Raw genomic sequence first — 20,469 nt, 5'->3', positions numbered from 1 at the left:
CCCCAACCTAGGTGTATCCCGTATTCCGTGCGATTAATGGACGTTTGCGTTCGATAATCGCTCGGCCGTTGCCCGAATAGATTGTGGCGCGGGGCCAGGCTTCCTAAAGTCCACCCCCATGCATCGCTCCATCGCTACGGTCTCGCTCAGCGGCACCCTTCGCCAGAAGCTCGAAGCCATTGCGGCGGCCGGGTTCGACGGCATCGAGCTGTTCGAGGCCGACTTCATCAACTTCAAGGGCACGGCCACCGAGTTGCGCGGCATCGCCGCCGACCTGGGCCTGTCGATCGACCTCTACCAGCCGTTTCGCGATTTCGAAGGCATGCCCGAGGCGCAGTTCCTTCGCAGCCTGGAGCGCGCCGAACGCAAGTTCGACCTGATGCAGGAGATGGGCGCGCCGATGGTGCTGTGCTGCTCGAACACGTCGCCGCTGTCGGTGAACGATCCGTCGCTCGCCGCTGCGCAACTGCACGAACTGGCCGAGCGCGCCGCCCGCCGCAACCTGCGCGTGGGCTTCGAGGCGCTGGCCTGGGGCCGGCACACCTCGCTCTACAGGCAGGCCTGGAACCTCGTGAAGCAGGCAGACCACACGCACCTCGGGCTCGTCCTGGACAGCTTCCACACGCTGTCGCTGAAGGACGATCCTGCGGGCATCGCCGACATTCCGGGCGAGAAGATCTTCTTCCTGCAGATGGCCGATGCGCCGCTGCTCGCGATGGATGTGCTGCAGTGGGCACGCCACCATCGCTCGTTTCCGGGGCAGGGCGATTTCGACGTGACCGGCTTCTTCGCGCAGGTGCTGCGTGCGGGCTACACGGGGCCGCTGTCGCTGGAGATCTTCAACGACATCTTCCGCGAGACGCCGAACCGCCGCACCGCCGTCGATGCGATGCGCTCGCTGCTGTACCTGGAAAGCGAAGCGCGCCAGCGGCTCGCTCCCGTGCAGCCGCAGCGCGTGCAGCTCTTCAACCCGCCGCCGGTGGCGGCGCTCTCGGGCTTTTCGTTCATCGAGTTCGCGGCCAACGAAGCCTCGGCGCTCACGCTGGACACGCTGGTGCGCCAGCTGGGCTTTCGCCGCATCGGCCGGCACCGCTCCAAGGCCGTGACGCTGTACCGCCAGGGCGAGATCAACCTCATCGTGAATGCGCAGCCCGACTCGTTCGCCCGCAGCCGCTTCGAGGCGCACGGCACCTCGGTGTGCGCGCTGGGCGTGCGCTGCGCCGATCCGCTCGCGGCGGTGGAGCGCGCGACCGCGATGCGCTCCCGGCGCCATGACAGCCCGGTCGGCCCCGACGAGCTGCGCGTGCCGGCGGTCGTGGCACCGGGCGGCAACCTGATCCATTTCGTGCCCGAGGCGCTGGGTGCCAGCGGCCTGTACGAAGCGGACTTCATCCTCCAGGACGACGAGGCGCCCCAGGCCAACGACGCCGGCCTCAAGCAGATCGACCACGTCGCCCTCGGGCTCGCGCTCGACCAGCTGGACACCTGGGTGCTCTTCACGCGCGCCGTGCTCGGCCTGGAGCCCGGCGAGAGCCTGGAGCTGGCCGACCCCTTCGGCCTCATCCGCAGCCGCGGCGTTGCCAATGCAGAACGCAGCGTGCGCCTGGTGCTCAACGTGTCGCTGAGCCAGCGCACCCGTACCGCGCGCACCCTCAGCGTGACCGGCGGCGGCGCGGTGCACCACATCGCGCTGCGCTGCGACGACATCTTCGAGGCGGCCGCGAAGCTGCGCGCCAATGGCACGCGCTTCGTGCCGATTTCGGACAACTACCACGACGACCTGGCCACGCGCATCGACCTCGCACCCGAGCTGCTTGCGCGCATGCGCGCGGCGGGCGTGCTGTTCGACCGTTCGCCGGCCGGCGACTACCTGCACATCTATACCGAGAGTTTCGAGGGGGGCCTTTTCTTCGAGGTCGCGCAGCGCATCGGCGCCTACGACGCCTACGGCGCACTCAACGCACCGGCGCGCATGGCTTCGCAGGCGCAGGACTGATTTTTTGCATTCATCACTGGAGACAAACCATGGCCAACACCACAGCCAAAGAGCCGCAAGGCAGGCACCAGTCGAAGAAGGCCGCGGCAAGCGGCTGGATCGGCTCGGCGCTGGAGTACTACGACTTCTTCATCTACGCCACCGCGGCGGCGCTGATCTTTCCGCAGATCTTCTTTCCGAAGGGCGACCCCAAGACCGCCATCATCGCGTCGCTCGCGACCTACGGCGTGGGCTACGTCGCGCGCCCCATCGGCGCCTTCGTGCTCGGCCACTGGGGCGACACGCATGGGCGCAAGCAGGTGCTGGTGCTGTGCATGTTCCTCATGGGTTTCTCGACCGTGGCCGTGGGCCTCTTGCCCACCTATGACCAGGTCGGCCTGCTGGCCCCGGCGCTGCTGGTGCTGCTGCGTTTGATCCAGGGCTTTGCGGTGGCGGGCGAGATCTCGGGCGCGAGCTCGATGATCCTGGAGCACGCGCCGTTCGGTCGCCGCGGCTTCTTCGCGAGCTTCACGCTGCAGGGCGTGCAGGCCGGCCAGATCCTGGCGGCTGCGGTCTTCCTGCCGCTCGCGCACTACATGCCCGAGGAGGCCTTCAACTCGTGGGGCTGGCGCATTCCGTTCCTCCTGAGCTTCCTGGTGATCGTGGCCGGCTACATCATCCGCCGCGAGGTCGACGAGACCCCCGCTTTCGCCGAAGTCGACAAGAAGGGCGAAGTGGCCAGGTCGCCCATCGTGCAGGCCTTCACCGACAGCTGGGCCGACATGCTGCGCGTGGTGTGCATGGCGCTCATGAACGTGATTCCGGTGGTGGCCACCGTGTTCGGCGCCGCGTATGCGGTGCAGGCGGCCTACGGCATCGGCTTCCAGAAAGACGTGTACCTGTGGATCCCGGTGCTGGGCAACATCCTCGCGGTGCTGGTGATTCCGTTCGTGGGCAACCTGTCGGACCGCATCGGCCGCAAGCCCCCGATCATCGTGGGCGCGCTGGCCTCGGGGCTGCTGTCGTTCGTGTACCTGTATGCCATCAGCATCAAGAACGTGCCGCTCGCGATCTGCATGTCGCTCCTGATGTGGGGCATCGTGTACCAGGGCTACAACGCGACCTTCCCGAGCTTCTACCCGGAGCTGTTCCGCACCCGCAACCGCGTCTCGGCCATGGCCATCTCGCAGAACATCGGCACCACCTTCACCGCGCTCCTGCCCGCGCTGTTCGCCGCCGTGGCGCCTCCGGGCTCGACCAACGTGTGGCTCACCGTGGGCGCTATCACCTTCTCGGTGACCATCCTCGCGGCGCTCGCGGCCATGAGCGCACGGGAGACCTACCGCGTGCACATGCGCGACCTGGGCAACCCCGATGCCGTGCCGGTGGAGAAGGGCGAATACGACCGCTTGCGCGAGCAGACGCTGTCCGACGCCCGGCTGGCCAAGGCTGTGGCCTGACCCGTCACACGGAAAACCTTTCGCGCACCAAGGGTTGTGGGGCCATGAAGAATGGCGCCCATGACCACCTCCTCATCCCACCTCAAGATCGATTTCGTCTCCGATGTGTCCTGCCCCTGGTGCGCCGTTGGCCTGAGTTCGCTCGAGGCGGCGCTGAAGAGGGTGGCACCGGAGGTCACCGCCGAACTGCACTTCCAGCCCTTCGAGCTGAACCCGCAGATGCCGCCCGAAGGGCAGGACACCTTCGAGCACCTGAACCAGAAATATGGTTCTTCGCGGGAGCAACAGGCCCAGTCTCGCGAGATGATCCGGCAGCGCGGCGCGGCCGTCGGCTTCGAGTTCAGCGCCGAGGGCCGGCCCCGGGTCTACAACACCTTCAACGCACACCGGCTGCTGCACTGGGCCGAACTGGAGAGCCCGGCCAAGCAGGCGGCGCTCAAGAAGCTGCTGCTCAAGGCCTACTTCACCGACAGCCAGAACCCCTCGGACCCCGAGGTGCTGGTGCACGCGGCGACCGAAGCGGGGCTCGATGCGGCGCGGGCCCGCGAGATATTGAACAGCGACGAATACGCCGCCGAGACCCGCGAGCGCGAGCGCATGTACACCGACGCCGGCATCCACTCGGTGCCCGCGATCATCATCAACGACCAGCACCTGATCTCCGGCGGCCAGCCGGTCGAGGTGTTCGAGCGGGCGTTGAAGCAGATCGCGGGCGCGGAGCCGAGCCAGGTCGTGAGCGCCTGACGAGGCCTTCGGCTTTCGTTTCGGCTTGAAACGAAGCTGACCGCCAGCTTTACCTCGCGGGCGGCGAGCGGCCGTCAACCGCATCGGCCCGGCGCGGGTTGATCGGTTCATGATGAGTCCCATGCTGCATCTTGGCCGTCTCTGCATGGTGTCGGCCGCCATGGCCCTGGCGGCTTGCACGACGGGATCGTTGCGATCCGATGCGCCCCCGCTGTCCGTGTCCAGCACCGCGACCGACAGCCCGGCCGCGCAGTTGCAATGGCTCGATCGCGTGACCTGGGGCGCGAACGCGAGCAGCCAGGCCGAACTTGCGGAGACCGGCCTTGCGCGATGGATGGGCCGTCAATTGAAGCCGCAGCCCCAACCCTTGCCCCCCGCCGCACAGGCGCAGATCGACGCGATGACGATCTCGCGCATCCCCATCGACCAGCTCGTGATCGGCCTGGAGGCCCAGCGCAAGGCCGCCGATGCACTGCCCGACGAAGAACAGAAGAAGGCCGCGCGCCAGGCCTACCAGCAGGCGCTGACCCGGCTCGCGCGCGAGGCGCAACAGCGCTTCGTGCTGCGGGCGCTCTACTCGCCCAACCAGCTGCAGGAGCAGATGACCTGGTTCTGGATGAACCACTTCAACGTCAACCTGCGCAAGGACAACATCCGCGCGCTCGTCGGCGACTACGAAGAGAACGCGATCCGCCCGCATGCGCTCGGCAGGTTCCGCGACCTGCTCGGTGCCACGCTGCACCACCCCGCGATGCTGCGCTACCTGGACAACGCGCAGAACGCCGCCAACCGCATCAACGAGAACTACGCGCGCGAGCTGATGGAGCTGCACACGCTGGGCGTGGGCGGCGGCTACTCGCAGGTCGACGTGCAGGAGCTGGCCCGCGTGCTCACCGGCGTGGGCGTGAGCCAGCAGCCGGTCGATGCGGTGCCGAACATCCGTCCCGCGGTGCGCGCGGACTACGTGCGCAAGGGGCTCTTCGAGTTCAACCCGAACCGGCACGACTACGGCCCGAAGACATTGCTGGGCCAGCCGATACAGGCGCGCGGCCTCGCCGAAGCCGACGAGGCGCTCGATCGCCTTGCGCGCGCTCCCGCCACCGCGCGCTTCATCTCGCGAAAGCTCGCGGTGTACTTCGTCGCCGACGAGCCACCGCCCGCGCTGGTCGACCGCATGGCGTCGGCCTTCACACGCAGTGATGGCGACATCGCGGTGACGCTGAGGGCGCTGTTCGAATCGCCCGAATTCGCCGCTTCGCTCGGCCGCAAGTTCCGCGACCCGGTGCACTACGTGATGGCCGGCGTGCGGCTCGCCTACGAGGACCGCGTGGTGCTCGACGTGAACCCGATGCTCAACTGGATCAACCGCATGGGCGAGCCGCTGTATGGGCACGAGACGCCCGATGGCTATCCGCTCAACGAGGCCGCGTGGGCCAGCGCGGGTCAGATGAACACGCGCTTCGAGATCGCGCGGGCCATCGGGGCGAACGGGGCGGTGCTGTTCCGCAGCGATGACAAGGCGCCGCTGGAGAAGCCCGCGTTTCCACAGCTGGCCGAATCGAACGCGGTGCGCGCGAAGCAAGGCAGCTTGAGCGAAGACACGCGCGAGGCGCTCGCGCAGGCGAAGAACGTGCAGGAATGGAACACCTTCCTGCTCGCGTCGCCCGAACTGATGCGCCGATGAGCAGAAGGAAAAACACATGCAACGCAGAGAACTCCTGAAGCTGATCGCCGCCGCACCGCTCGCGGGCGCCGCAGGCCAATTGATCGCCGCACCCGCCGCCGAAGGCGCCAGGCTGCTCGTCGTGTTCCTGCGCGGCGCCTATGACTGCGCCAACCTGCTGGTGCCGACCGCCAGCGATTTCTACTACGCCTCGCGCCCCAACATCGCCATCGCGCGACCGGGCCAGCCCGGTGGCGCATTGCCGCTCGACGGCAACTGGGGCCTGCACCCTGCGCTCGCGCAGAGCGTGATGCCGCTCTTCCAGCAGAAGCAGGCCTCGTTCATCGCCTTCGCGGGCACCGACGACCTCACGCGCAGCCACTTCGAAACGCAGGACGGCATCGAGCTCGGCCAGGCGCTGGACAAGCGCCGCGACTACCGTTCGGGCTTTCTCAACCGCCTGGCGGGCGTGCTCGGCGGCGGGCCCATCACCGACGTGTCGCCCATCGCCTTCACCGACCAGCTGCCCATCGCGCTGCGCGGCGATGCGAAGGCCGCCAACATGGCGCTCGCGGGCAATGCGCGTTCGGGCATCGACGCGCGGCAGAGCCGGATCATCGCCTCCATGTACCGCAACACGCCGCTCGCGCAGCCCGTGGCCGAGGGCTTCCAGGTGCGCGACGAAGTCATGCGCGCGGTGCAGGCCGAGATGGACGCGGCCAGCCGCAACGCGATGACCGCCAAGGGCTTCGAGCTCGTCGCGCGCCGCATGGCCGTGTTGATGCGCGACCGCTTCGACCTGGGCTTCGTCGACGTCGGCGGCTGGGACACGCACGTGGGGCAGGGCGCCGCCACCGGCTACCTGGCCAACCGTTTCGAAGAGCTGGGCCGCGGCGTCGCCGGCTTCGCAGAGGAGATGGGCGAAGACGCGTGGCGCCAGACCGTGGTGGTCGTCATCAGCGAGTTCGGCCGGACCTTCCGAGAGAACGGCAACCGCGGGACGGACCATGGGCACGGCACCGTGTACTGGGTGCTGGGCGGCGGGCTCTCGGCGGAGGCCGGCGGGCGTATCGTCGGCGAGCAGCAGGCGCTCACGCAGGCCACGCTGTTCCAGAACCGCGACTACCCGGTGCTCAATGAATACCGGGCGGTGTTCGGTGGGTTGTTCAGCCGGATGTATGGGCTGTCGCCCGCGCAACTCGGGCGCGTGTTCGAGGGGGTGGCGCCGCGGGATCTGCAGCTGGTCTAGCGGGCGACGCAGACGGTCGTCGGCTCCGGGCGTCCCGAAGCGGGCCCGCCGCTGACATCCGCCGCATGCCCAGGCAGTCGCGCACCGCTACTGGGCCTGTGGGTCGAAGTACGCGTCCCAGGTTTCATTCGATGCGCTGAAGCGCTGCGCGCGCTCGAAAGCAGCCAACGCCTTGTCTCGAGTGCCGCACGCCATCAACGCGACACCCAGGTTGAAGTGTGTGTTCCTGTCGATCGAGCCGAGCTGCACGGCCCTTTGGAGCACATCGACTGCCTCCCTGTATCTCGCCTGGTCGCAGAGCACTGCGCCCATGCAGGTGAGTGCGGACACGTTCTCCGGTGCCTTCTTCAACGCCTCGGCCAGCAGAGCCTCCGCAGCCGCCGCGTTGTGCGCCCATTTGTCTGCATCGGCAAAGCCTTCCAGAACCAGTGCCCGGCTTGCGGCGAAAGGGTTCATGGGTTCAGCGGGGCTCCGAAGGCGTTCGCAGCCCTCGTCCGACGACCGCCACTCGCGCGCCAAGCGCCTCGTAGTGGCGAACCAGATAGTCCTTCGCCTCGACGCTGACGTTGTCGACCAGCAGCGGCAAGGGCAACCGATGCTTGAGCTTCAGCAGGCTCGCGCCTGCCAGGTGCCTGTAGTTCGGATGCGCCTTGAGCGCGGTCAGCACCTGCAGGGGCTGCGCGCCCAGGTCCGTCAGATGCACCGTGTAGAAAAGCACCTTCGAGGGAGCGTCGTCCGGCGGCTCTGGCGCCTCGACCTCGATGCGTTCCATCAGCGTCCGGAGATTCGGGAACAGGGGTTGCGGCGACCAACGGCCGCTCCCATGCCAATCCCAGAGCACCGGCACTTCGGGCTGGCCGATATCGCCGATCAACGGATCGCCCTCGGCGTTCTGCAGCACCACCCAGTGCGGCTGCCACTGGCCCGTCTCCACGGCGTCGCTCCACACCAGATGCGCCGGCGTGCTCGCCGCCTGGTCCAGGATGAAACGGTAGCCCTCCATGCCCGCCAGGAGGCCTGGCACATCGACAGCGCCCGCGCCGGTGAGCTCGCCGCGCCAGCCCTCGCGCCAACCCGGCTCGTCCAGCACGAGGGACTGCGTTCCCATGCTGCGGCACCAGGCGAACCAGTCGTGGATCGGCGGGGGCAAGGGGGGCAGGGCGAACCGGGCTGCCAGCGAGGCCTGGATGTCTGCCCGGCTGGGCCAGTTGTCGCGTGTCAGTGCCATTGAATGGGTGAAGATTTCTGCGGCTTGCTTCGGGTATCGGCGGGATGTTGCCATAGGGGCGAGCGCCAGGGAGCGTGGCCTCTCATCCCGTGCGCACCTCAGTAGGTCACCGTCACCGTGATGGTGTTGCTGTAGCCGCCCGGCGCAACGTACTGCCCGATCGGAATGCGCCCATACACGGTGTAGCTGCGCGGCACCGAGGTGCCGCCAACCGATGCGAGCGCGCTGTAGCTGTCGGTGACCGTTCCGGTGCCCCACACGGTGGTGCGCGCATTGGTGGTGTAGAGGTTGTAGCCCAGCGGCGTGCTGGCCGGGCCTGTCAGTTGCCGGTTGGCGATGGTGCCGCCCGTGCCCGCGCTCAGGCCGATCGAGTAAGACAGGGTCACCAGAATCCCCAGGCCGGTGACCGTGCCGACGACGTTGATGGTGGTGGTGTTGTCCTTGGGCGTGAGGCTGGCCGGGTCGTAGTTTCCGAACGCGAGCGGCAGGGGCACGGTGACCGTCGCGCCGCAGCTGAACAGCCCCACGCCCGTGCATGCGGCATCCGCATCGTGCGCGCCCAGCAGGGCAGCGAGGCCAAGGGCCAGCGCCGATGCATTGCGTGCGGTGCGTGCGCTGTGTGCGCTGCGCGCACCGTGTGCACCGTGTGTAGTTCGTGCAGTGCGCTTCATGGCCGCGGCGATGCAATGGGCTCGCATCGGTAAGGCCCCATCGAGGGCAGTGCGCCGGAGCGCTCGATCTCGCCGAGCGTGAAGCGGCAATGCCCCTTCGTCCACCGGGCCTCGAAGCTCTCGCGGGGCTGCGGGTCGTCGATCGAGAGCTGGCCGTTGAAGCCCGAGACCAGCGACGTGCCGCGTGCCGGCCGCAGCACGTCGATGCCCGCGGGCAGCGGGCTGCCGTCGGGCAGCAGCACCGTGGCGCTCGCCAGCGTCCCGTGCGAGATGTCGAAGCTGGCGGCGGCCACGCCCTTGTAGCGCGGCACCACGCGCAGGACGTCGCTGCGCACCTGCGCCTGGATCGGCAGGTCGCCGTTGTCGATGCTGATGTGGTTGGGCTCGTAGGCGCGCAGCCCCGAGACCACGGCGCGCCCCTGGCTGTCGGTGGTGGTCCAGGGCAGGTTCTCGCGGTACACCTGCACGCCCGGGGCGCCGGGCACCGTCACCAGCGCGAACGCATCGTCGGACTGGCGGGTGGCGAAGGTCATGCCGCCTGCGTAGCCCACGGCGCCGCTGGCGCGCACGCGCAATGCGCTCTGGCCCTGTGCGTGCGCCGCCTCGGCGGAGAGCAGGCCGTAGCGGCCGCGGTAGTCTGCGCCGGCCTCGCTGCGCGCGTTCTCGCCATCGGCTGCGCGCAGCCGGTACCCCCAGCCGGTGTCGCTGGGCGGCTGCTGGCTCATCTCGGCGACGGCCGAATGCCTTCCGGGGTTCTGCTGCTGCAACGAGAGCGAGGCGTTGCGGCCTTCGCCGAGCGCAAAGCTCAGGCTCACGCCCACCGACGTCGTGGAGCGCCTGCCCTCCTGGCGCGTGTGGGCCACGTAGGTTCCAAGCCACGCGCTGCCGCCCACGCCGATCGACCAGCTCGCCGTGGTCACGCCCACGCGTTCGCCGGTGTTGTAGTGCAGGCGGGTGTGGCTGGCGCCCAGCGTGCCGTAGCGGCCCAGCGAGCGGCCCGCGAACAGCTGGCTCTGGGCATCGACGTGCACGGGGCTGTCCTGCCAGGCGATCTGCGTGAAGCCGCGGCTCGCCACCTGCCGGCTGGCCGAGAAATTCCATTCGTCGCTGGTGCGCGTGTAGGCGGCGCGCCAGAGCCGGCCGCTGCCGCCATCGCGGCTGCGGCTGGCGGCGCCATGCAACGCGAACTCGCCCACCGTGCCCCACACCCAGGCAAGGCCCGCGCCGGCCGTCTGGCTGCGCGCGCCGGCCTCGCCGCGCACCTCGACGGTGGCGCTGTCGCTGAGGCCCCGCCGCCAACTGCCGGCCACGAAGGGCGGCCCGTAGTCGAAGCTGCGCTCGCCGTAGCGAAGGCGCGTCCAGCCGGCTTCCACCGAGTAGTCGGACAGGCCCGCGCGCAGCAGGTTCGAGCTCACGTAGTAGGGCGTGGTCACGGTGCGCTGCACGCCCAGCGCGTCGGTGACCGCGAAGCGCATCTCGCCCGCGCCGGTGAGCACCGGCACATCGGTGATCGCGAACGGCCCGGAATCGACGCGGCGCTGGTAGCGCAGCGTGTCGTTCACGTACACCTCCACCGCCGAGGGCACGGCCGCGCCGCCGCTCAGCGTGGGCGTCGGGTAGCTGATGTAGCCCGGCTGCAAGCCGAAGCGCGTGCCGAACTGCACGCCGCCGAAGCGAAAGGGCGTGGACCACGCCGAGGCCTGCGTGATCGCATCGCCGACCGTGAGGCGCGTCAGGCGGTCGGGGTCGTCGCGGCGGAAATAGCTGTCCAGCCGCGTGGCGCCATGCCCCCCCGAGGCGGAGCGCCCGGCGACCAGGCCCGTGCCCGCGAGCCCCCATTCGCCCGAGGCCGCGGCGTCGAAGTAGCCCGAGCCGCGCGTGCCCTCGCGGTCGTGCTGCAGCACTAGGTCGTAGTTGAGGAAGGCACCGAAGGCCGAGGCCGACAGCGGCGGGCGATCGCTCGCGGGCCGCTGCGCGTGCACGGTGCCGGGCGTGAACGCATCGGCCGGCACCGTCAGCAGCACGCTCTGCGCGCTCTCGTCCAGTTGCAGCCGCGCGCCCGGCAATGCGCGCAGGTCGTAGTAGTTGGTCTCTCCGCGCCGGAGGGCCGGCGTGGACGGCCGCACCAGGCGCCAGGCGGCCAGGTCGGCTTCGGTGGCCAGCAGTTGTGCGCCGCGCCGAAGCAGCGGACGCGGCGCCTGCTGCGCCTGCCCGTTGATGTGCACGTCCAGGATCGCCGGCTGTGCACCGTCCAGGGCCTGGGCACCTTCTTCGGCAGGCAGGGCTTGCGCGCAGGCAACGTGCAGCCCCAGCCAGCCGCAGCACGCCCAGACGCTAGCGCGACGCGGCAGGCGCACGGGGCACGAGCACGGTGGCGGTGACGGTGGACGCGGGCTCGGGTGCATCGGTGGTGGCCTCGATGTGCAGGCGGGTATCGGGTGGCAGGGCCGGGAGCTCCAGCGCGATGCCGGCCGACTGCCCGGCCAGTGCGTAGTGCGAGAGGTTCTTTCGCAGCAGTTCGCCGCCGCCCTCGCGGCGCACCACCAGCTGCGTGACCTGGATGTGCTCGCTGCCCTGGTTGTCGAGCATGAGGCTGTACCCACGCCCGCCCGCGCCGCCCGCTCCGCCCGCATCCTTTGCGCCACCCGCATCCTTCGCCTGCAGTCGCCACTGCAGCGCCTGCCGCAACTGCAGCGGCGGCACGAAGACCGGCACGCCGATGCGCAGCAGCGTCTGCAGTTTCGCGCCCCCGGCACCTTCGGTTGCAAGCGCCTGGTCGCGCGGCAGCTGGCGCAGGAACACGCGGTAGCTGCGCTCCGCAGCCTCGGCCGGCACCTGCAGCCCCAGGCGCACGATCTGCCGCCCGCCCGGCGGCAGCCGGAAGATGGCGGGGTTGACCAGCACCTCGCGCGTGGGTTGGTAGACATCGCGCCCGTCCTCCTGCGACCAGGCCAGCACCTCGGCCTGCACCGCGACCTCCGCCTCGTCGCCGTTGCCCATGGTGAGCGAGGCGACCGGCCTTTGCGGCGTCAGCACGATGCGCAGCGGCGCCACGCTCAGGCTGGCGGCCGGCGCGCCGGTGGGCCACAGCACGCAAGGCAGCAGCGCGGACCACAGCACAAAGGTGCGGCGCATGCCGCGGGTGGCTGCCATCGATCTGCGGTCAATCCGGAATCAATAGGTCAGCGTGAGCGTGATGGTGTCGGCGTAGTCGGTCGCTGCGGCGGCCGTGTACTGCGCGGTGGGAATCTGTCCGTACACGGTCTGTGTCTGGGGCAGCCCGGTACCGGTGTAGCCGGTGGCCGAGGTGCTGTTGTCCCAGTTGGTGGAGTGCGTGCTTTCCTTGAAGAGGCCGTACGACAGCTTGTTGTTGCCGGCGGCCGCCGTCGGGCTGGTCATGGCGCGCGTGGTGATCGTCGCGCCCGCGCTGGTGCCCGCGTTCAGCCCGAGCGAGTAGGGCGTGCCGAACGTGCAGGTGACGCTGAAGGTGGTGGTGCCGCTCAGCGCCGTGGCGGCTGCGGGGTCGTAGTTTCCGAAGGCCAGCGTGGCCGGCGTCGTCATCAGGCAGGCCTTGAGCACCGTGGCCGTCACCTGGAAGGTGGTGGTCGCGGTGGCCGCGTTGGCGGGCTGCACGATCGCAAGCGGAGCGAGCAGCGCGCTGGCGGGCAACACGATGCGGGCTGCGGCAAGAAGAAGAGGGCGGAGCGTGTGGCGCATCGGGTGGGACCTTTCATCGGAAGACAGTCCCGTTTTAACCACTCCCGCGCCGATGCGACGTAGGAACATCCCGGTCGTCAACCTGCCGCGACAGTACCTTTGCGCTCATGTGCTCGAGGAAGAATGATTTGGGCCTATCCCAATCGCCACAGGCGGCCGTTCGGTGCATCCCGTTGCGATGGTCGGTGCTTGCGGCCTGGCTTGCCGCCCATCCGCAACCGCATGCTCGACAGGAGAAGCCATGCAGCTCGAAAGAGACAAAGAGGTCGAGGAGGTCGCTCGAAGCATGCTGGCGAATGAGGCGCTTGAGCGGGTCGATCGCAACGTCTTCCGGATGTCTCCTTTCGAGGATTGGGGATGTCTTTTGTGGGCCCAAATTCGACATTCGATGCGCCTCGACCGACGTCCGCTTTACAGCGGAAGCGGGCCGTCGAAGCGCCATGCGCGACCCTAAACTAAAGGCTATGACCTCATCAGTTTTTTCCGCGACCCGCTCCGTCTTCCTTTCAAATCAGAGGTTCGCGGCGCTGCTCGATTTTGCCGTCACAGTCGGCAACTCGAAGGCGGCCAATGCGGAAGAATCTGAGTTCGTGGCGCGCTTGGTGAGCAGTACCTCTGATATGTACCTTGGCTTCGATTTGTCGATCGAAGACTACTTTCCGGCAGCGACCCAGCAAGACTTCTGGAGACGAGTTTTCCTAGAGGTGGCAGCGCAGATCCGGAACGGTTCAATAGGCAACACGGATCCTCCAACAGAGTGGCGCTCCAAGGCTGCTGATGACGCCGAGGCAATTGCTGGGATATTGACGACTCGACCGCTCTCAGCGTGAAGCGGTCATAACCGTTGAATCGGCGACTGACCGGTTGTGGCCGACTGCAGCCGGTCGCTCCTCTTCAAAGCAGTCGTTCAACGCATGCTCATCTCATTCAAGAAGATGGCGCCTCATGCAAGTCAATCCAATACCGCCCTCGTGAAAAGCTCCCGCATCTGCGCCTCGTCTTCGCACATGGCATGGAAGGCGACAGCGAATTTTTCCACCGCTTCCCTGTTCTTCGAATAAGCGCAAAACATACCTGCCTCTGGATCGAATCGAATGTCGGCTTCAATCGCGGGCATTTTTTCGGCTATGAAAACTGCGGCCAGCGAGGCCCAGTCGTAGCCGCTGCCTTCGAAGCCTTCGTCGGCGCGCTCTGCGAATATCGCGTCCTTGTAGCCTCCGACGCTCAGCGTGACCGAGGTGTTGTCCTCATGGTGATGAATCCAAAAGGGTTCGATCTGTGGCTCAAATTTCATTTCCATCAATCCTTAAGGCAAGGGGATCTGGCCGATTCCAGGAGTCGAGCGGATCAATCTGAATCGACTTGCTTTGCGTCGCGCTGCGGAGCAACGGCCAGAAGTTTCATGCAGACGACCCAGGGGAGCGCAATGCCATGGCGAACCAGATTGCCATTGCCGGCTGTCCATGTCGATCGAGTTCCAATTTTCCGCTCAGATCAGCATTGCGCTCACGCCGCGCTGCACCGCAGGCGCAATGCCCTGGCAGAAAAAGTGGAGGCTGTCCTCCGGTCCGAGAGTGGCGCGGCCGCGCACCTTGGCCATCGCGCAGACGCCCACCTCGGCTTTCGCCGCTCCAATCACGAGCACGAAGGGGTTCTCATGGTCACCGCGCAGGTACCGCCCGCCGAACGCGCGACGCGCTGACTCGAACACATAGGCCGACGTCATGAAGTGCAGGTCATCGGGCAACGGCGCCTTGCGTTGAAAAAAGTCGTCAAGAAGTTGATCGACCCACACCATCGACGCGCTGCTGTAGTCCAGCTTCGAGCCATCGATGGGCGAGCCTGCAGCCGAGAACGCCGCAACGAAGTCGGCGGCCTGTGAGGCCATGCGTTCTTCAACGGACGCGGGCATGTCGGCAGCGGCCTGTGACTTGCGCCAAGGCGCTGCTGTTTCCGCGCTCGGCCAAGGAATCGACACCCAAGGGCTGACGGGATCGGCGACCAGCGAATCCACCACGCCACGCAGCAACTTGCGCGCGAGCGCGTTGCTGCCGGGCGCATCGCGCTCGCCGGTGAGGAAGGCCTCGCCATAAGGCTTCCAGCCGTCGAAGCGCGCGGCGGCGCTGGCGGCCACTGGCTCGAGCCATTGCAGCACCTGCGCATGCGACGCATAGCCCAGCGCGGCCGCACCGGTGGCCAGGTGCGTGGCCCGCGCAATCAGCACGGCTGCGGCATCGGGGTCGGTTTCGTCGAGGAGCGACGCAACCATCGCGGCCACCGTGTCTTGCGCGTTGGCGGCGCCATCGACCGAGAAGTCGCGTTCGAGCAGTTTTTTCCATGACGCCAGTTCGCCGTCGGGAAGATCGATGCAGGTGAGGAAGATGGCGGGCCGCTCCTCGCGCCTGGCGGCGCCCAACTCGCGCATGAAGGCCTGCCGATAGGGTGCGGCGAGCGACACGGCGAACTTCTCCAACGCCGAGGCGCGCTCCAGCCGGGCAAGAATCTCCGCCGAAGCGGCCTCGCTCTTGGCGGCCTTTTCCGCAGCCTCCTGCGCGAGCTCGGTGCGGGCTTCCGCCAGGCCTTCTTTGGCCGAGTCGACCCACTCTTTCAAGAACTTGAACACTGCGATTTCTCCATAGACGACAGAGTACTTGACCATAGCGCAGCGCCACGGCGCCGGGCGAGGAAAACCTCAGGGAGATCATTCCCAACCGGGCTCAAAGCAATCACAAAGAAGACCACCATCATCGGAGACAGCGATGTCATGCCGGCGCACTGGAAGGGCAACGGCGCTTCGGCGAGGGCAAGATCGCGCCCGCCCAGCATCTGGTATCGGTATCGGCCGACTGTATCCGCCCACGGCCACGCGGCTTGAGGCCGCCCGATACGGCATGCCATCAGGGTCGTCTAGCATCCCGCCACGCAGACAAAAATTGAAAGTTGCACATGAGTATTCAATCCGCTCGCAGCAAGAACTCCCGCACGCCGAAAGACATGACGACGCCAACCCTCGCGGCCGGGCGCGCAATGCCCGAAATGCGCATGCAGATCGCATTCAACGCAGAGGGCAAATAGCCATGCATGAAATCATCTGCCCCCACTGCAGCAAGGCATTCAAGATCGACGAGGCCGGCTACGCGGACATCCTGAAGCAAGTGCGCGACGGCGATTTCGAGAAGCAGTTGCACGAGCGGCTCGAACTGGCCGAGCGGGACAAGCGCAACGCCGTCGAACTCGCGCAGACCAGGGCCGCCGGCGAATTGCAGAAAGCCGCCGCGGCCAAAGACGGCGAAATCCAGGAGCTCAAGGCGCGGCTCGAAGCCGGCGATGTCGCACGCAAGCTCGCCGTGAGCGAAGCCTTGGGCACCGTGGAGAAAGAGCGCGATGCACTCGCCAACGAACTGGCGCAGGCCCGGCAGGACAAGCGCGCCGCGACCGAGCTGGCCGAGGCCAGGCACGTGAGCGAACTGCAGCGGGGCGCCGCCGCGAAGGAAGCGGAGATCCAGGGCCTCAAAGCCCAGCTCGATGCCATCGAGGTGGCGCAGAAGCTCGCGATCACCGAGGCCGTCGGCGTGGTCGAGAAGGAGCGGGACCAGTTCAAGAGCGGCCTCGAACGGGCGGAACTCGAAAAGCAACTGGCCGAGAAATCGCTCAAGGACAAGTACGAGACGCAGATCAAGGACCGTGACGACGCGATCGAGCGCCTGCGCGACATGAAGGCGCGCCTGTCCACCAAGATGGTGGGCGAAACGCTGGAGCAGCACTGCGAGACGGAGTTCAACCGCATCCGGTCGATGGCGTTTCCCCGGGCCTATTTCGAGAAGGACAACGACGCGCGCACCGGCAGCAAGGGCGACTACATCTTTCGCGATGCGGACGAGGCCGGCACCGAGATCGTCTCGATCATGTTCGAGATGAAGAACGAGAGCGATCGCACCGCGACGAAAAACAGGAACGAAGACTTCCTGAAGGAGCTCGACAAGGACCGCGCGGAAAAGGGCTGCGAGTACGCGGTGCTGGTGTCGCTGCTGGAGCCCGAGAACGAGCTCTACAACACCGGCATCGTGGACGTGTTCCACCGCTATCCGAAGATGTACGTCGTGCGGCCGCAGTTCTTTCTGCCCATCATCACGCTGCTGCGCAATGCGGCGATGAACTCGCTCAAGTACAAATCGGAGCTGGCGCTGGTGAAAGCGCAGAACATCGACATCACGAAGTTCGAGACCGAGCTGGAAACCTTCAAGGCCGCGTTCGCCAGGAACTACGACCTCGCCTCCGGGCACTTCCAGAAGGCCATTGCAGAGATCGACAAATCGATCGACCACCTGCAGAAGACGAAAGAGGCGCTGCTCGGCACCGACCGCAACCTGCGGCTTGCGAACGACAAGGCGCAGGACGTGACGATCAAGAAGCTCACGCGCGGCAACCCGACGATGGCGGCCAAGTTCGTGGAGCTCAAGAACCAGGGGCCCACCGATGCGGAGTGACGCAGGGCCCACATTCTTGAAGGCGCTTTCAACGCGCTCCAGACAACGCTACGCGCGAAACCAGATCTTCCACGTCACATAGAGCGCGTAGCCAAGGCCGAGCACCATCCAGGCCAGGAAGAATGTGTTGGCCCAGTACTCGCCGGCATTTGCCGCCAGGGTGTAGACCTGCATCCTGCAAGCCTTGCCGATGCATGGCACCTGGCCTTGAAAAAGCGCGCGCAGCAAGGCGAACAAGAGGTAGCAGCCCACACCTGCGGCCACGAGGAATCCCACCGGCCCGACGAATCCTTCGACGCGTTCATCGTTCTCATCGCGATACCCCTTGCGCAGCAGGTTCTGCCCGAGCTTGTACCAGGCGAATCCGAGCAGGAGCATCAGCGTGTAGTAAAGGGCGGAGAACATGTCGTCGAGTCGTCGGGATGTGTGAGTGGCGAGAGAGGGCGCGCCGCGATCCGGCCAAGCCTGAAACTGCGCGAGGCGCGAGTGCCTGGAAGGCCCAAGGCAAAAGCCTAACGCAAGACGCGCATGGGGTAGCCCGAACAGGGGATGTTGACGCGGGTTCCGTGCGCGGCCACCATGCACGCGATGGGAGGTCTGCCCTGCTCTGCAACCGGTGACCAAGGTCGCCGCCCGGAGCTTTCAAGGAGATCCCATGGCTGCAGCCGACAAGGTGTTCGCGGGCTCGATCCCGAAGTTCTACGACACGCTGATGGTCCCCCTGATCTTCGAGGCCTACGCCGCCGACATGGCCGAGCTTGCCGCGGCATCGTCGCCCGGCGCGGTGCTGGAGACGGCGGCCGGCAGCGGCGTGGTCACGCGGGCGCTCGCGCCAAGGCTGGGCGCCCACGCGCGCTACGTGGTGACCGACCTCAACCAGCCCATGCTCGACTACGCCGCCTCGCGGCAAGGCGCCGACAGCCGCATCGAATGGCAGCAGGCGGATGCGCTCCACCTGCCGTTCGACGATGCCTCGTTCGACGTCGTCTGCTGCCAGTTCGGCGCGATGTTCTTTCCCGACCGCGCCGCCGGCTACGCCCAGGCGCGCCGCGTGCTGAAGCCGGGCGGGCGCTTTGTCTTCAGCGTGTGGGACCGCATCGAAGACAACGCCTTTGCCGACGACGTGACGCACGCGGTCGCCACGGTGTTTCCGAATGATCCGCCGCGCTTTCTTGCGCGCACGCCGCACGGCTATCACGACGTTGCGCTGATCCGCGAGGACTTGCGACGCGCGGGGTTCGCCAGCATCGAGATCGCGACGCGCGAGAAGGTGAGTCGCGCGCCCTCGGCAGGTGCCGTCGCCACCGCCTACTGCCAGGGCACGCCGCTGCGCAACGAGATCGAAGCGCGCGACGCCAGCCTGCTTCAGCTTGCCACCGACCGCGCGGCCGAGGTGCTTGCCAGCCGCCATGGCGAAGGCCCGGTGGCCGGCAAGATCCAGGCGCATGTGATCGTGGCGACGGGATAGCCAGGCAGCCCGCCGGCCGCGCTTGTCTCACCGCGCGTTGTGCGCGTTGTGCGCGTTGTGCGCGGTAGGGCGCGCGGCCTGGCTCTGCTGGAACAGATCGCTTGCCCGACGCGTCAGGTCGGCTGCGAGCCAGTGCAGGTTGGCCAGCTGCCGAGGGCCATCGCCGCTGCACCAGTCGATGTCTTCTCCGTGGCATGTCCACATGAGCGCTTCGAGTTGTGCGAGGGTGCTTTCGAGGAGGTCCGTCGGGTCTTCGTCGGTGCCGGCGGGGGAGGATGCGGGCGTGCGATGCCCGGCTATAGTCTTGGTAGCCATTTGGGGTGCGTTCCTTTAAAGATTTGCACGTCACTTGGTTAGACGGCTGGGGTGTTTGTGCACCCCGGCCGTCGCCTTTTGATACCTCGCTTTTGCATCGGTGCTTGCGCACCGACAACCCGCCGCGAGGCGAAGCGGCCTTCGATTCATCAGGGTGCCGTGGGTGCGATGCCTTCCATGTCCCCTTGGTGGGGTGTTGGGTCAGAGGGGCATTCACTTTAGGGACGCGCGGCGCGATGCGGCCGCCTCGGCGCGCGAGGATGTCTCGATTCGCGCCAACAAATGCCGCTTATGCAGTGCGGAACCTTTTCCGGATTCTTTCGCAATGCGCGCAAGGCCCGCGCCGATCGCGTGATGAGCGCACCGCCGCTCATCCACTGCAATTTAGTGTCGTGAAACCGCACCCGGATACACAGGCATACCAAGCACGCAGCCGGCGTGGCGTTCGCCCCCAAGAATCGCCTTCGTCATCCACACACACCCTGAAAGTTCTCATGACGAAGACACTGAACATCCGAACGATGGCCGCAGCATTGCTGCTCGCCGGCAGCACCATGGCCCCGCACTTCGCATTCGCGCAGCAGCCCTCCGGCATCGGCCGCACCCAATCGCTCAAGCACGACCTGGTCGACCCCGGCCGCGAGGTGATCCAGGTGCGCGTCGACTTCGCGCAGGGCGCGGCCTTCGGCTTCCACTCGCATCCGGGCGAAGAGATCGCCTACGTGCTCGAAGGCACGGTGCAGTACCAGTTCGAGGGCCAGCCGCCCGTCACGCTCAAGGTCGGCGATTCGCTGTTCATTCCGGCGGGCGCGGTCCACTCGGCAAAGAACGTGGGCAGCGGCCACGCGGCAGAGCTTGCGACCTACCTGGTCCAGAAGGGCAAGCCGCTCGTCGTGAGCAAGTGAGCTTCTGAACGCGCTTCTGCGCATCGCCCGCTGGGCGCCGGCAACGCGGGCGGATACAGTCCGGGCAGTTGCCCGCACCGCCCCAACCCAGAAGCGAGGGATGAAGACCATGAAGTCGTTTCCACGGAAGCTCGTCGCCCGCTTGGTCATCGCGCTCGAGATCGCCATCGCAATATCGAGCGCAGGCGCAACGGCGGCGCATGCCCGCACCGACGGGCCCGCCGTGCCGCCGCAGGTGAGCACCGTGGCAACCGGCGGCGAGTGGAACACGGCCAAGTCCGGCGGCGCGCTTCGCGTGGTCATCGTCCAGGAGGGCTTCGAGCACGTGCATTCGAAGCTCTGGCTCGAATGGATCGCCATCGGCGAACGCGACGAGCGCCGGCTGGCTGCAAGGGTGCTGGTGAAGGAGCTGTCCAACGGCTTCTCGTCCGTGAGGCTGGACGATCGGCGCGAAGCGTTCAGCGGATCGCAGATCCGGCTGCGCACGGCGAACCCCTATTCGACGGAGGACAACCAGGACGTCACCATCGAGGCCGGAAAACCCGGCCAGTACAAGATCGTCTTGCAGCCGGCCCGTTGAGGCTGCC

At 67.1% G+C, this 20,469-nt stretch carries 21 protein-coding genes; 11 read left to right on the top strand and 10 right to left on the bottom strand.

The genetic code is table 11. From position 1 onward, the window contains the following. The first annotated feature begins 118 nt into the window (after nt 1–118). The 5 genes from BM133_RS11695 (at nt 119) to BM133_RS11675 (ending at nt 7,091) form a co-directional block, all read left to right on the top strand. Nucleotides 119–1,996 (top strand): bifunctional sugar phosphate isomerase/epimerase/4-hydroxyphenylpyruvate dioxygenase family protein, encoded by a 1,878-nt coding sequence (locus BM133_RS11695; RefSeq protein ID WP_093433872.1) that lies wholly within the window; start codon nt 119–121, stop codon nt 1,994–1,996. Between the two features lie 29 nt (nt 1,997–2,025). Beyond that, on the top strand, nt 2,026–3,435 hold the full coding sequence (locus BM133_RS11690; protein WP_093433870.1) for an MFS transporter: 1,410 nt from the start codon (nt 2,026–2,028) through the stop codon (nt 3,433–3,435). Nucleotides 3,436–3,495: 60 nt separating this feature from the next. After that, the gene (locus tag BM133_RS11685; protein ID WP_371286320.1) at nt 3,496–4,179 is read left to right on the top strand and encodes a DsbA family oxidoreductase; all 684 of its coding nucleotides are present in this window, start codon (nt 3,496–3,498) and stop codon (nt 4,177–4,179) included. A gap of 121 nt (nt 4,180–4,300) precedes the next feature. Further along, nucleotides 4,301–5,863, top strand: coding sequence for a DUF1800 domain-containing protein (locus tag BM133_RS11680; protein ID WP_256219149.1), 1,563 nt, complete (start codon nt 4,301–4,303; stop codon nt 5,861–5,863). A gap of 16 nt (nt 5,864–5,879) precedes the next feature. Next, nucleotides 5,880–7,091 (top strand): DUF1501 domain-containing protein, encoded by a 1,212-nt coding sequence (locus BM133_RS11675; protein WP_093433864.1) that lies wholly within the window; start codon nt 5,880–5,882, stop codon nt 7,089–7,091. Nucleotides 7,092–7,178: 87 nt separating this feature from the next. On the opposite strand, the gene BM133_RS11670 is transcribed toward BM133_RS11675, so the two are convergent. The 6 genes from BM133_RS11670 to BM133_RS11645 all read right to left on the bottom strand — a co-directional run bounded on the left by BM133_RS11670 (nt 7,179) and on the right by BM133_RS11645 (nt 12,707). Continuing rightward, the gene (locus tag BM133_RS11670) at nt 7,179–7,547 is read right to left on the bottom strand and encodes a BTAD domain-containing putative transcriptional regulator (RefSeq protein ID WP_093433862.1); all 369 of its coding nucleotides are present in this window, start codon (nt 7,545–7,547) and stop codon (nt 7,179–7,181) included. A gap of 4 nt (nt 7,548–7,551) precedes the next feature. Next, a complete protein-coding gene (locus BM133_RS11665; RefSeq protein WP_093433860.1) occupies nt 7,552–8,319 on the bottom strand; it encodes a hypothetical protein in 768 nt (255 codons plus the stop codon). Nucleotides 8,320–8,417: 98 nt separating this feature from the next. Further along, complete coding sequence (locus tag BM133_RS11660) at nt 8,418–8,990, bottom strand: spore coat protein U domain-containing protein (RefSeq protein WP_093433858.1); 573 nt, start codon at nt 8,988–8,990, stop codon at nt 8,418–8,420. Further along, a complete protein-coding gene (locus tag BM133_RS11655) occupies nt 8,987–11,347 on the bottom strand; it encodes a fimbria/pilus outer membrane usher protein (RefSeq protein ID WP_177224786.1) in 2,361 nt (786 codons plus the stop codon). Before BM133_RS11655 ends, BM133_RS11660 begins: the two co-directional genes overlap by 4 nt. Beyond that, nucleotides 11,325–12,143, bottom strand: a complete 819-nt coding sequence (locus tag BM133_RS11650; RefSeq protein ID WP_093433855.1) for a fimbrial biogenesis chaperone — start codon at nt 12,141–12,143, stop codon at nt 11,325–11,327. The genes BM133_RS11655 and BM133_RS11650 overlap by 23 nt, the downstream gene beginning before the upstream one ends. Before the next feature lie 21 nt (nt 12,144–12,164). Beyond that, a complete protein-coding gene (locus BM133_RS11645) occupies nt 12,165–12,707 on the bottom strand; it encodes a Csu type fimbrial protein (RefSeq protein WP_093433853.1) in 543 nt (180 codons plus the stop codon). A 241-nt stretch (nt 12,708–12,948) separates the two neighbouring features. On the opposite strand from BM133_RS11645, the gene BM133_RS34580 reads away from it, so the two are divergent. Together BM133_RS34580 and BM133_RS11640 are read left to right on the top strand one after the other, a co-directional pair. Next, nucleotides 12,949–13,161 (top strand): hypothetical protein, encoded by a 213-nt coding sequence (locus BM133_RS34580; RefSeq protein WP_143100121.1) that lies wholly within the window; start codon nt 12,949–12,951, stop codon nt 13,159–13,161. A 10-nt stretch (nt 13,162–13,171) separates the two neighbouring features. After that, complete coding sequence (locus BM133_RS11640; RefSeq protein WP_143100120.1) at nt 13,172–13,537, top strand: hypothetical protein; 366 nt, start codon at nt 13,172–13,174, stop codon at nt 13,535–13,537. Nucleotides 13,538–13,659: 122 nt separating this feature from the next. On the opposite strand, the gene BM133_RS11635 is transcribed toward BM133_RS11640, so the two are convergent. Further along, a complete protein-coding gene (locus tag BM133_RS11635; RefSeq protein ID WP_256219148.1) occupies nt 13,660–14,001 on the bottom strand; it encodes an immunity 51 family protein in 342 nt (113 codons plus the stop codon). A 195-nt stretch (nt 14,002–14,196) separates the two neighbouring features. After that, nucleotides 14,197–15,366, bottom strand: a complete 1,170-nt coding sequence (locus BM133_RS11630; RefSeq protein ID WP_093433848.1) for a DUF1266 domain-containing protein — start codon at nt 15,364–15,366, stop codon at nt 14,197–14,199. 418 nt (nt 15,367–15,784) lie between these two features. Here BM133_RS11630 and BM133_RS11625 point away from each other — a divergent pair, with 418 nt between their 5' ends. Further along, nucleotides 15,785–17,194, top strand: coding sequence for a DUF2130 domain-containing protein (locus BM133_RS11625; RefSeq protein WP_093433847.1), 1,410 nt, complete (start codon nt 15,785–15,787; stop codon nt 17,192–17,194). Nucleotides 17,195–17,242: 48 nt separating this feature from the next. On the opposite strand, the gene BM133_RS11620 is transcribed toward BM133_RS11625, so the two are convergent. Next, nucleotides 17,243–17,599 (bottom strand): hypothetical protein, encoded by a 357-nt coding sequence (locus BM133_RS11620; RefSeq protein ID WP_093433845.1) that lies wholly within the window; start codon nt 17,597–17,599, stop codon nt 17,243–17,245. Nucleotides 17,600–17,849: 250 nt separating this feature from the next. On the opposite strand from BM133_RS11620, the gene BM133_RS11615 reads away from it, so the two are divergent. Then, nucleotides 17,850–18,662: a class I SAM-dependent methyltransferase gene (locus BM133_RS11615; RefSeq protein ID WP_093433844.1), complete on the top strand. Its 813-nt coding sequence runs from the start codon at nt 17,850–17,852 to the stop codon at nt 18,660–18,662. A 27-nt stretch (nt 18,663–18,689) separates the two neighbouring features. Here BM133_RS11615 and BM133_RS11610 read toward each other — a convergent pair whose 3' ends face one another. Beyond that, complete coding sequence (locus tag BM133_RS11610; RefSeq protein WP_093433842.1) at nt 18,690–18,977, bottom strand: hypothetical protein; 288 nt, start codon at nt 18,975–18,977, stop codon at nt 18,690–18,692. A 494-nt stretch (nt 18,978–19,471) separates the two neighbouring features. Between BM133_RS11610 and BM133_RS11605 the strand changes: the two genes are divergently transcribed. Both BM133_RS11605 and BM133_RS11600 read left to right on the top strand, forming a co-directional pair. After that, nucleotides 19,472–19,882, top strand: coding sequence for a cupin domain-containing protein (locus BM133_RS11605; protein WP_093433840.1), 411 nt, complete (start codon nt 19,472–19,474; stop codon nt 19,880–19,882). A gap of 109 nt (nt 19,883–19,991) precedes the next feature. Next, on the top strand, nt 19,992–20,462 hold the full coding sequence (locus BM133_RS11600; RefSeq protein WP_143100119.1) for a hypothetical protein: 471 nt from the start codon (nt 19,992–19,994) through the stop codon (nt 20,460–20,462). Nucleotides 20,463–20,469 lie beyond the last annotated feature (7 nt).

Source organism: Variovorax sp. 770b2, assembly GCF_900115685.1.
Taxonomy (GTDB): Bacteria; Pseudomonadota; Gammaproteobacteria; order Burkholderiales; family Burkholderiaceae_C; genus Variovorax.
This window is presented reverse-complemented; position numbering and strand designations above follow the sequence as displayed.